Source organism: Methylobacterium sp. A52T (assembly GCF_053346095.1).
The window spans coordinates 1-10,185 of the sequence record NZ_JBKFBI010000180.1; the positions used below are offsets into that span (position 1 = coordinate 1).

The window sequence follows — 10,185 nt, forward strand, 5'->3', positions numbered from 1 at the left end:
GAGCGCACCGTCGAAGGGCTATGGTCGGCCATCGGACGGCTCATCGACACCGTAACGCCAGACGAGTGCGCCAATTTCTTCGCCGCTGCAGGATACGACCCAGAATAAACCGAAAACGCTCTAGCGCTCGGACCTGGTCAGCGCGAGGCGGCGGTCCTGCCAGGCAGATCGCGTTGCCCCGGACGGATCAGTCCGCGTCGTCCTGGACGTAGGACGCTAGGCCGTTGCCGAAGGACCACTCGTCGCGCGCGTTCGGCGACAGGACGATGAGCACGTCTTCCGGACGAAGACCGGGATCGGCGACGAGGTTGTCGGTGATCGCCCTGTAGAGCGCCTTCTTCTTCGCCGTGTCCCGCCAGTTGCCCGCGACGATGTTGATGATCACCAGGTCGTCGGTGCGGTGAAGCCCGAGATAATCGGAATCGTAGATCAGTTCGTCCGGCGCGTGCTGATGGATGAGGTGAAAGCGGTCGTCTGCGGGCACGCCGTAGGCGTCGCGCAGGCCGCGATGGATGCCGTCCGAGATGGCTCTGATATGGGCCGGTGACTTGCCCTTGAGGAGCGATATGCGAACGAGGGGCATGGCTTGCGGTCTCCTGTGACGTCGAGCGGCGCGGCCGTCTTGACGCTTTCCGTGTACGCCCCCACGATCGTCCGGAAAATTTGAAACACTCGAACAGAGAGTTCTCAGAAATCGAACCATGGCGACGCGCACCAACCTCGAAATGGACGTGCTCCGCACCTTCGTGACCGGGTTCGAACTCGGCAGTTTCGCCCGCGCGGCCGAGCGGCTGGGGCGGTCGCAATCCGCCGTCAGCACGCAGCTCCGGAAGCTGGAGGAACAGGTCGGTCAGCCACTCGTGCAGAAGGCGGGACGCGGTCTCGCGCTGACCGCCGCCGGTGAGAGCATGCTCGGCTACGCGAAGCGGCTCTTGGAACTCAACGACGAGGCGGTCGACCGGCTGCGCGGACCCGAGATTGAGGGCTGGGCAAGGTTTGGCCTCGCGCAGGATTTCGCCGAGGGCTGGCTCCCGGCCGTGCTCAAGCGGTTCTCACGGGCCTATCCGCGGGTGCGCATCGAGGTCCAGGTCGGGCTCGGCGCGCAGCTCGTCGAGAAGACCCTGAAAGGCGAGCTCGACGTCGCGCTGGTCTGGGGGGACGTCAGCGGTGCGCCTCACGCGCACCGGGTCGCCGAAGTGCCGATCCACTGGATCGGACCCCCGGACTGGCCGGGCCTCGCGGATCCGGTCCGGGAACCCGTCCCGTTCGCGGCCTTCACGCCGCCGTGCACGTTCCGGTCCGCGGCCGTGTCTGCCCTGGACGGTCGCGGCTTGCCCTGGCGGCTTGTCTTCACCAGCCCCAGCCTCTCGGGACTCTGGGCCGCCGCCGAAGGTGGCCTGGGTGTCACCGCGCGCACCGCCGTCGGCTTGCCTAAAACGCTGAGCGTTCTCGATCCGGCCGCGACCGGCCTGCCGCCTCTTCCGAGCGCGTCACTGACACTTCACCAGGCCGAAGCCGAGCTGCCGCCGGCCGTCGCGCGGCTCACCGATATTCTCCTCGAGACCATAAGGGAGCACGTCGCGTAAGGGCGAGACGGCCAGTGACGGGCTCTCGGCGCGCCGCAGACACCCCGGTCATCGAACATCAGTCCTCACGGTCCCTGCCCGCGCGCCAACGGCCATCGATGACACTGCATCGTTCGATTTTGCCGAACACAGGGTGCCGAAATTTCAAATTACCCGAACTCTTGAGATCCCGTAACCCATCGTCCGTTGGCCGCCGCGGCGGTCGCGAAGCCACGGACCGACGACCATGCCCTTCATCAATGTCAAAGTCGCGGGTACGCCGCTCGCACCCGAGCAGGTCACGGCGATCCAGGCGGGCATCACCCGGCTGATGGCCACCGTCCTGCACAAGGTCGCGCCTCTGGTCGGCGTACTGGTCGAGGAGGTGCCTGCCACGGGATGGAGCGTCGGTGCCGAGCCGATCGCCCGCGCCGCGCAAGTGGATGCCATCATCAGCGCGGACACGAACACGCCCGATGAGAAATCGCGCTTCATCGCTGAAGTAAACCGATTCCTGAAGACCGTTCTCGGGGCCGAACTGGCGGAGGTGTCCTACATCGTCATCCACGAGGTGCCGAAGGACAGCTGGGGTTACGACGGCCTGACCCAGGCGGAGCGCGGGCGCCGCCGCGCGTAGCTCGCCGCGTTCCGCAGAAGCGGGCGCCGGATCATGTATCGGCCGGCCGGCGCTGTCGGCCTATCACGAACACGCCCGGCGCTTAATCCGACTGCCGGCACCAACGACGTGAAATTGTGGTGCCTGCAGCTTTTACGACGTGTGCAACGGACAATCTGTATTAATCGTCTGGGATCGCCCAAAATCTCAGCTTGACGGCTCGACCCGTCTCGGGAGATCTCCCTCCCAAGGTGCCACGGTTAAGGGCACACCGCGCACGCGGAATCTTGGAGAGGAAACGATGGTCTTCGCAGGTCGCGCTGCAGCCGCGGTGCTGTTATTGACGATGGTGTCGGCCCCGGCGCGGGCCGCGGACCCGATCAAGATCGGGCTGAGCGGGCCCTATACGGGCGGCTCGTCTTCGATGGGTGTCTCGATGCGGGACGGCGCCAAGCTCGCCGCCGCAGAGATCAACAAGGCCGGTGGCGTTCTCGGCCGGCCGATCCAGCTGATCGAGCGCGACGACGAGGCCAAGAACGAGGTCGGCGCGCAGGTTGCGCAGGAACTGATCAACAAGGAGAAAGTCGTCGCGAGCGTCGGCTTCATCAATACCGGCGTGGCCCTGGCCGCCCAGCGCTTCTACCAGGAAGCCGAGATCCCGGTCTTCAACAACGTCGCGACCGGCACGATCATCACCAACCAGTTCAAGGAGCCGGACTACGACGCCAACTACGTCTTCCGGAACTCCGCCTACGACGTGCTCCAGGCCGGCCTGATGGTCGACGAGGCCCTCGCCCAGGGCCACAAGAAGATCGCGGTCCTGGCGGACTCGACCAATTACGGGCAGCTCGGGCGCGAGGACATCGAGAAGTATCTCGCGACCAAGAACGTGAAGCCCGTCGCGGTCGAGAAGTTCAACATCAAGGACGTCGACATGACGGCCCAGCTGCTGAAGGCGCAGCAGGCCGGCGCCGAGGTGATCCTGGCCTACGGCATCGGGCCGGAGCTGGCCCAGATCGCCAACGGCATGGCCAAGCTCGGCTGGAAGGTCCCGATGATCACGAGCTGGCCGTCCTCGATGCAGAGCTTCATCGACATCGCCGGCACGAACGGCAACGGCGTGATCATGCCCCAGACCTTCATCGAGGATCAGACCCTGCCGAAGCGCAAGGCGTTCCTCGAGAACTACTACAAGACCTACGGCGTCACGAAGATCCCGACCCCCGTGGCCGGCGCCCAGGGCTACGACTCGATCTACCTTCTCGCCGCGGCGATCAAGCAGGCCGGCGGCACCGACGGCGCGAAGATCCGCGCCGCCCTGGAGAACCTGAACGAGAAGGTCGAGGGCGTGGTCACGACCTACGACAAGCCCTTCACGGCCAAGGACCACAACGCGATTTCGCGCAACATGGTCGTGTTCGGGAAGGTGCAGGACGGCAAGATCGTCTACGCCAAGGACGAGGACGCCAAGAACGCCGGCGTGGTCCGCCTCAAGGAGAAGTCCTCGAACTGAGGCTCCGGACGGCGCGCCCCCCCCCGGGGCGGGGGGCCCCCCCCCCCCCGCCCCCGGGGGGGCGGCGGCGTCTCCCTCGGATCCGGCGGCGTCACAGCCTGCCGGCGCTCTGCACAGCGGTCCCGCGGCGCCCGCCGCGCGACCGGACGTCCCTCCGGCGACAGCGATCCCATGGAAATCCTGCTCCAGCTCATCGCGTCCGGCGTCGCGGTCGGCATGATCTACGCCGCCATCGCGTTCGGCTATCAGCTGACCTTCGCGACCTCGAAGACCCTCAATTTCGGCCAGGGCGAGGCGCTGGCCCTCGGCGCCCTGTTCGGCCTGACCCTGGTGCCGTTCGTCGGCTACTGGCTGATGATCCCGCTGGTCCTGGTCTTCGGCTTCGCCCTCGGGGCCGTGGTCGAGCGTCTCGGCGTGCGCCCGGCCGTGAAGATCAAGTCCGAGTACGGGTGGATCATGGCCACCATCGCGCTCGGCATCATCTTCAAGAACGTCGCCGAGAACGTCTGGGGACGTGACGACCTGAAATTCCCCTCCCCGCTGCCCGAGACGGCGCTCCAGGTCGGCGGCGTGCGCGTGCTGCCGATGGAACTGCTGATCGTCGCGGGCGCGCTGCTGATGATGCTGGCGGTGGAGATCTTCAATCGCAAGTCGATCTGGGGGAAGGCGGTCGTCGCCACCTCAAACGACATCGACGCCGCCGGGCTGATGGGCATCAACACCCAGAAGGTCATCACCCTCTCCTACTCGATCAGCGCCATGACGGCGGCCTTCGCCGGCGTGCTGGTGGCGCCCGTCACCCTGACTGGTGCGACGATGGGCTCCGTGCTGGCGCTCAAGGCCTTCGCGGTGGCGATCATCGGCGGCCTCGAATCCGGCCTCGGCGTCATCGTCGGTGGCCTGATCCTCGGCGTCGCGGAGACGCTGACCGGCTTCTACATCTCGACCGGCTACAAGGACGTGCCGGGCCTGATCCTGCTCCTCGTCGTCCTCTCCATCCGCCCGGTCGGCCTGTTCGGCAAGGCCGTCATCAAGAAGGTCTGAGCGTGACCTCCCGCGCAATTCTCACGGCAGCCTGAGCCATGGCGCAGACCCTCGCCCCCACCGAAGCGCCCGCCCCGGCGGCCGCCCCCAGCCTGTCGCGCCACGTCGGCATCCTCGGCGCCGTGCTGCTGGTCGTCGGCCTCGCGGTCTTCCCGCACGTGGTCACGAGCTCGTACTACATCCACCTGATGATCGTGATCGCGATCTACGCGATCCTGATACTCGGGCTCGACATCGTGGTCGGTTATACCGGACAGGTGAGCCTCGGCCATGCCGGCCTGTTCGGCGTCGGTGCCTACTCGGCGGCGGTGCTGTTCCTGCACTTCAAGCTCGGGATCTGGTGGGGCATCCTGGCCGGGATCGGAGTGACCTCGGCCTTCGGCGTGCTGCTCGCCGTGCCGGCCCTGCGGGTGACCGGCCCCTACCTCGCCATGGTGACGCTGGCCTTCGGCACCATCGTCCAGATCTTCATCAACGAGCTGACGCCACTGACCAACGGTCCCCTCGGCATCACCCTGCCGCCGGCCCGGGTCCTCGACTTCTCGCTGCTGGGCCTCCAGGCCCCCTGGGGCGCGGCCGGCCGCAAGCTCGAGTTCTACTACCTCGTCTGCCTGGCGCTCCTGGCCACGATCCTGGTCGTCAACCGGGTGGTGCGCTCGCCCTACGGCCGCGCCTTCGAGGCGCTGCGCGACTCGCCGATCGCCTGCGACTGCATGGGCGTCAGCGTCTACCGCTACAAGGTCTACGCCTTCGTGATCTCGGCGGCTTTGGCCGGCCTCGCCGGCGCGTTGTTCGCCTGGTCGGAGCGCTACGTGGCGCCGAACTCCTACGGGTTCGAGCTCACCGTGCTGTTCCTTCTCGCCGTCACGATGGGCGGCCGCAAGTCGCGGGCGGGGCCGATCATCGGCTCGGCGATCATCGTGATGATGCCGAACGTGCTCGCCGATATCGGCCTGGTGCGGATCATGGCGGGGATCATCGCCGCCGCGGCACTGGTCGTGGGCGCGCTCGCCTTCCTGCGCCGCCGGGAGAACCGCTTCGCCCTGCTGGTGCCGGTCGCGCTCTGCCTCGCCTTCTTCCCGGCCACGCTCGCGCTCGAAACGGTCACCGACTTCCGGCTGACGGTGTTCGGCCTGATGATCCTGTTCGTGGTCTACTACCTGCCGGACGGGATCGTGGGCTTCCTCCGCGAGACGATCCCCGCCCTGCGCCCGGCCCACACGGCCGAGGGCAAGAGCCTCCACGCCGAGGGCGCGGCCCTCAGCGTGCAGAGCGGCGACCGGGGCGCCGACCCGCTCCTCTCCGTCGATCAGGCGCTGATGCAGTTCGGCGGCCTCAAGGCGCTGGCCGGCGTCGACCTCACGGTGCGGCCGGGCACGATCCACGGGCTGATCGGTCCCAACGGTTCCGGCAAGAGCACGATGATGAACGTGCTCACCGGCATCTACAAACCGACCGGCGGCAGCGTGACCCTGGCGCGCGGCCAGGGCACGAAGCGCCTCGACGGGCGCACCCCGTCGGAGATCGCCGCTGCCGGCGTGGCCCGCACCTTCCAGAACGTGCAGCTCTTCCGCGAGATGACCGCGCTGGAGAACGTGCTGGTCGGGCTGCACCACAGCTTCCGCGGCACCCTGTTCGACGCGATCCTCGGCACGCCCCGGCGGCGCCGGGAGGAGCGCGAGCAGCGCGCCCGCGCGATGGCGATCCTCGACTTCGTGGGCCTCGGCCCCCTCGCGCAGGTGGAGGCCCGCAACCTGCCCTACGGCAAGCAGCGGCTCCTCGAGATCGGTCGCGCGCTCGCCCTCGACCCGGTCCTGCTCCTCCTCGACGAGCCGGCCGCGGGCCTGACCGCCCCCGACATCGCCGAGCTGACGGCGATCATCCGCAAGATCCGCGACGCCGGGATCACCGTCATCCTGATCGAGCACCACATGGATGTCGTCATGGGGCTCTGCGACCGCGTCAGCGTCCTCGATTTCGGCCACAAGATCGCCGAGGGCAGCGCCCGCGAGGTCCAGGCCGATCCGAAGGTGGTCGAGGCCTATCTCGGCAGTCCCGTCGCCGACGAGGAGATGACCCATGCTTGAGGTCACGGGTCTGTCGGCCGGCTACGGCCAGGTCGAGGTCCTGCACGGCCTCGACTTCCAGGTTCCGAAGGGTCAGGTCGTGGCGCTGATCGGCTCCAACGGCGCCGGCAAGACCACCACGATGCGCGCCCTCTCGGGCATGATCCGTCCACGGGCGGGCTCGATCCGCCTGAACGGGCGCGAGATCGGCGGCCTCGACAGCCACGATGTCGCCCGGTTCGGCCTCGCGCACTCGCCGGAGGGCCGGCGGGTCTTCCCGACGCTCTCGGTCGAGGACAACCTGACGCTCGGCGCCTTCCCGCGGCTCACCGGCTCGCGCCCGAAGGGCGACGTCGCGGCCGACCGCGAGCGCGCCTTCGAGATGTTCCCGCGGCTGAAGGAGCGGCGCACGCAGCTCGCCGGTACCCTATCCGGCGGCGAGCAGCAGATGCTCGCCATGGGCCGGGCCCTGATGCTGCGGCCCGAGATCCTCCTGCTCGACGAGCCCTCGATGGGCCTCGCCCCGAAGCTCGTGGAGGAGGTCTTCCGGATCATCCGGCTGCTCAAGGCCGAGCAGGTGACGATGCTGCTCGTCGAGCAGTTCGCCATGGCGGCGCTCGGCGTCGCCGACCACGCCTACGTGCTGGAGAACGGGCGGATCCGCTTCCAGGGCCCGGCCCAGCAGATGCGCAACGATCCGGCCGTGCGGGCGGCGTATCTCGGCGGCAGCCACTGACACCGCGAGGGGCGGGCTCGTGCCGCGGGGCAAGGGCGCCCCGAGTCTCAGCGCGCGGGGATGAACCGATCCCCGGAGCCGGCGGGCGATGCCCGGCGCACCGCCGTCTGCGAAGCTCGAAGCCGCCTCGCGACCGGCCGCATCACCCCGCTCATAGGTGCGCTCTCGATCACCTGCAGGATCGGTCTGGGCCAGAGGCAGTCCGCCGAGGTGTCCCGTGGTTCGTCGGCGACAACGCCGAGGCCGCTCGGGCCCGGAAGCCCGTAGGCCGCGCGGCCTCTCTCCTGTACAGACCGTCGGGACGCTGGCGGCACGATGGCCACAAGGGAGGTGTCGATTTTGGACGACGGTTGGGCGACTGCCTTAGGGTTGTTTGCCGTCCTCGCCCTGGTTCTGGCGAACGGCTTCTTCGTGGCAGCGGAATTCGCCCTGGTCGCGGTGCGCAGGAGCCGCGTGGCCGAACTCATCGCCGAGCGGCGCGTGAACGCGAAGGCGCTGCTCTGGGCCACGGACCACCTCGACGCCCACCTCGCGGCGACTCAGCTCGGCATCACCATCTCGTCCCTCGCGCTGGGCTGGGTCGGCGAGCCGGCGCTGGCCCACCTGATCTTGCCCGCCCTGACGTGGCTGCCGGACATGCTCTCCACGGCGGCCGCGCACACGGTCGCGGTGGTGATCTCGTTCGTCATCATAACGGCGCTGCACATCGTGCTGGGTGAGCTGGCACCGAAGAGCCTCGCGCTCCAGCGCAGCGAGCGCACGGCCCTCGCGGTGATCCGCCCGCTCAGCGTATTCCTGTTCGTGTTCCGCCCGGCCATCCTGTTCCTGAACGGCCTCGGCAACGGCGTCCTGCGCCTCTGCGGATTGCAGCCCGGCCACGGCGAGGGCGGCCACCACTCGACGGCGGAGCTCAACCTCCTGGTTGAGGCGAGCCGCGAGGCAGGACTCATTCGCGAGGCGCAGCAGGAAGCGGTCGAGCGCATCTTCCGGCTGGGGGACCGCCGGGTCCGCGAGATCATGACGCCGCGCCACGAGGTCGAGTGGGTCGACCTCGACGGATCGCCCGAGGAGATCACGCGGGCGGTCCGCGCCTGCAGCCACGCCCATGTCGTCGTGAGCCGCGGCGGCATCGACGAGGTCGTCGGCGTGCTGCGCAAGCAGGACCTGCTGGATCAGATCCTCGACGGGCGGACCCTCGATATCGCCACCGCCATGCGGCCGCCGAACGTCGTCCACGAGGGCATGACGGTTCTCACGGCGCTGGAGAGCTTCCAGCGCAACCCCGTGCAGCTGGCGGTGATCGTCGACGAGTACGGCAGCCTGGAGGGCATCGTCACGCAGACGGATCTCCTCGAGGCCATCGCGGGCGACATACCCGAGGTCGGTGAGGACCCGGCGGTCGTCGAGCGCGAGGACGGCTCGCTGCTCATCGACGGCATGATGCCGGCCGAGGACGCGTTCGAGCGTCTCGCCTTCGACGATCCGCCGGGCACGGACGACTACACGACGCTGGCCGGCTACGTGATCTTCCAGCTCGGCCGTATACCGGCGGCGGGGGACGCCCTCGTGGCCGAGGGGTGGCGCCTCGAAGTGGTCGACATGGACGGCCGTCGCATCGACAAGGTCCTCGCCACCCGCTTGCCGGCGCGGGCGCCGGTCGGGGGTACGTGAGCGCGCGTCGCCGGGGCATGGTTCGGCGCACATGCCTGCGAGCATCGCGGGCGCGTTGTCTCGCGTGACGGTGGCCGTCGCCCGTGCGAGATCGGGGCGATTTCGCGACGGTCAGTAGCGATCGTAGCGGTAGCCGCCGTAACGCCGCCCTTCGTAGTATCGTCCGCCCCTGCGTCCGTAATCACCGAACTCACGGTGGCGGCGATAGCCGTGCGCGGGCGCCCAGGGTGGCGGGCCGCCGTGGCGGAAGCCGCGCTCTCCGCGGGCCCAGGGCGGGTCGGCGAGGGCGGCCGAGGTCGATCCGAGGATGCCTCCGGCCAGAGTCAGTGTGCCGAGCAGGATCAGCGTTGGCGTGCGGATCATGGATGCCTTCCTCAGAGCGGGGGCGCCCCGCGTCACCCCAGATACGGTGCTTCGCGGCAAACCGTTCCCCGCCGTCGCGAAGGCAGGAGCCGGTTAGCTCGAAGCCTCTCCGAATAACCGCGCGGTATTCAGGATCGCGCTGGTCCGGGAACAAGCACAGGTGGCGATGAAACGGCACAGGTCTCCGTGAAAGGGGCGTGCCGAGCGTGATCGCGCGCAGTCACGACGTCGATAGCGGCACGAATTGTCGGAACGGTCCCGGAGATCCTGCCGTTTAGGGGCTCCAAAACAGGAGACGCTCCATGACACGCTTGCCGATTATCGTCCTCGCCACCCTCGCTCTCGGGGGCAGCGCCGTCGCCGCCGAGCAGGGGGCCTCGTCCAAGACCCCGGGCCACGAGATGCAGGATCGGGGGAGCCGGGCCGGAAGCCCGGGTGCGTCCGGTTACGCGCCGGGCCACGAGATGAAGTCCGGCGGGACGGACTCGACCGGCTCGACGTCGCGAAGCGGCGGAAGCACGACGGGCACCACCGGCACCAGCTCGACCGGCACCCGTCGCTGACACGATCGTCGTGCCCCCCCCGCCTTTTTTCCGGCCGGGCGAGGCCGC

10 protein-coding genes and 1 pseudogene are annotated in these 10,185 nt (G+C 68.6%); 9 read left to right on the plus strand and 2 right to left on the minus strand.

The genetic code is table 11. The features are described from left to right. Window positions 1-108: pseudogene (locus tag ACLBYE_RS27520) on the plus strand (IS630 family transposase); the annotation flags it as partial. A 79-nt stretch (window positions 109-187) separates the two neighbouring features. Here ACLBYE_RS27520 and ACLBYE_RS27525 read toward each other — a convergent pair. Beyond that, entirely contained in the window at window positions 188-583 is a 396-nt protein-coding gene (locus tag ACLBYE_RS27525) for a tautomerase family protein (protein WP_447696607.1), read from the minus strand. A gap of 118 nt (window positions 584-701) precedes the next feature. Here ACLBYE_RS27525 and ACLBYE_RS27530 point away from each other — a divergent pair, with 118 nt between their 5' ends. The 7 genes from ACLBYE_RS27530 to ACLBYE_RS27560 all read left to right on the plus strand — a co-directional run bounded on the left by ACLBYE_RS27530 (window position 702) and on the right by ACLBYE_RS27560 (window position 9,211). Beyond that, a complete protein-coding gene (locus ACLBYE_RS27530; protein ID WP_447696608.1) occupies window positions 702-1,586 on the plus strand; it encodes a LysR substrate-binding domain-containing protein in 885 nt (294 codons plus the stop codon). A gap of 226 nt (window positions 1,587-1,812) precedes the next feature. Next, on the plus strand, window positions 1,813-2,202 hold the full coding sequence (locus ACLBYE_RS27535) for a tautomerase family protein (RefSeq protein WP_447696609.1): 390 nt from the start codon (window positions 1,813-1,815) through the stop codon (window positions 2,200-2,202). Between the two features lie 280 nt (window positions 2,203-2,482). Further along, on the plus strand, window positions 2,483-3,694 hold the full coding sequence (locus ACLBYE_RS27540) for an ABC transporter substrate-binding protein (protein WP_026604708.1): 1,212 nt from the start codon (window positions 2,483-2,485) through the stop codon (window positions 3,692-3,694). Between the two features lie 171 nt (window positions 3,695-3,865). Beyond that, window positions 3,866-4,738: a branched-chain amino acid ABC transporter permease gene (locus ACLBYE_RS27545; protein WP_020091659.1), complete on the plus strand. Its 873-nt coding sequence runs from the start codon at window positions 3,866-3,868 to the stop codon at window positions 4,736-4,738. Between the two features lie 38 nt (window positions 4,739-4,776). Next, window positions 4,777-6,825 carry a branched-chain amino acid ABC transporter ATP-binding protein/permease gene (locus tag ACLBYE_RS27550; protein ID WP_447696610.1) on the plus strand — a complete coding sequence of 683 codons (2,049 nt, stop codon included), beginning with the start codon at window positions 4,777-4,779 and terminating at the stop codon, window positions 6,823-6,825. Then, window positions 6,818-7,540, plus strand: a complete 723-nt coding sequence (locus ACLBYE_RS27555) for an ABC transporter ATP-binding protein (RefSeq protein ID WP_024827743.1) — start codon at window positions 6,818-6,820, stop codon at window positions 7,538-7,540. Before ACLBYE_RS27550 ends, ACLBYE_RS27555 begins: the two co-directional genes overlap by 8 nt. A 315-nt stretch (window positions 7,541-7,855) precedes the next feature. Next, the gene (locus ACLBYE_RS27560; protein WP_447696611.1) at window positions 7,856-9,211 is read left to right on the plus strand and encodes a hemolysin family protein; all 1,356 of its coding nucleotides are present in this window, start codon (window positions 7,856-7,858) and stop codon (window positions 9,209-9,211) included. Between the two features lie 111 nt (window positions 9,212-9,322). Here ACLBYE_RS27560 and ACLBYE_RS27565 read toward each other — a convergent pair whose 3' ends face one another. Then, on the minus strand, window positions 9,323-9,574 hold the full coding sequence (locus tag ACLBYE_RS27565) for a hypothetical protein (RefSeq protein ID WP_447696612.1): 252 nt from the start codon (window positions 9,572-9,574) through the stop codon (window positions 9,323-9,325). 302 nt (window positions 9,575-9,876) lie between these two features. Here ACLBYE_RS27565 and ACLBYE_RS27570 point away from each other — a divergent pair, with 302 nt between their 5' ends. Further along, window positions 9,877-10,137, plus strand: a complete 261-nt coding sequence (locus ACLBYE_RS27570) for a hypothetical protein (RefSeq protein ID WP_056521516.1) — start codon at window positions 9,877-9,879, stop codon at window positions 10,135-10,137. Window positions 10,138-10,185: the final 48 nt, after the last annotated feature.

Coding starts and splice junctions, on each gene's coding strand:
- ACLBYE_RS27525 (WP_447696607.1), bottom strand. CDS start 583: ATGCCCCTCGTTCGCATATCGCTCCTCAAGGGCAAGTCACCGGCCCAT.
- ACLBYE_RS27530 (WP_447696608.1), top strand. CDS start 702: ATGGCGACGCGCACCAACCTCGAAATGGACGTGCTCCGCACCTTCGTG.
- ACLBYE_RS27535 (WP_447696609.1), top strand. CDS start 1,813: ATGCCCTTCATCAATGTCAAAGTCGCGGGTACGCCGCTCGCACCCGAG.
- ACLBYE_RS27540 (WP_026604708.1), top strand. CDS start 2,483: ATGGTCTTCGCAGGTCGCGCTGCAGCCGCGGTGCTGTTATTGACGATG.
- ACLBYE_RS27545 (WP_020091659.1), top strand. CDS start 3,866: ATGGAAATCCTGCTCCAGCTCATCGCGTCCGGCGTCGCGGTCGGCATG.
- ACLBYE_RS27550 (WP_447696610.1), top strand. CDS start 4,777: ATGGCGCAGACCCTCGCCCCCACCGAAGCGCCCGCCCCGGCGGCCGCC.
- ACLBYE_RS27555 (WP_024827743.1), top strand. CDS start 6,818: ATGCTTGAGGTCACGGGTCTGTCGGCCGGCTACGGCCAGGTCGAGGTC.
- ACLBYE_RS27560 (WP_447696611.1), top strand. CDS start 7,856: ATGGCCACAAGGGAGGTGTCGATTTTGGACGACGGTTGGGCGACTGCC.
- ACLBYE_RS27565 (WP_447696612.1), bottom strand. CDS start 9,574: ATGATCCGCACGCCAACGCTGATCCTGCTCGGCACACTGACTCTGGCC.
- ACLBYE_RS27570 (WP_056521516.1), top strand. CDS start 9,877: ATGACACGCTTGCCGATTATCGTCCTCGCCACCCTCGCTCTCGGGGGC.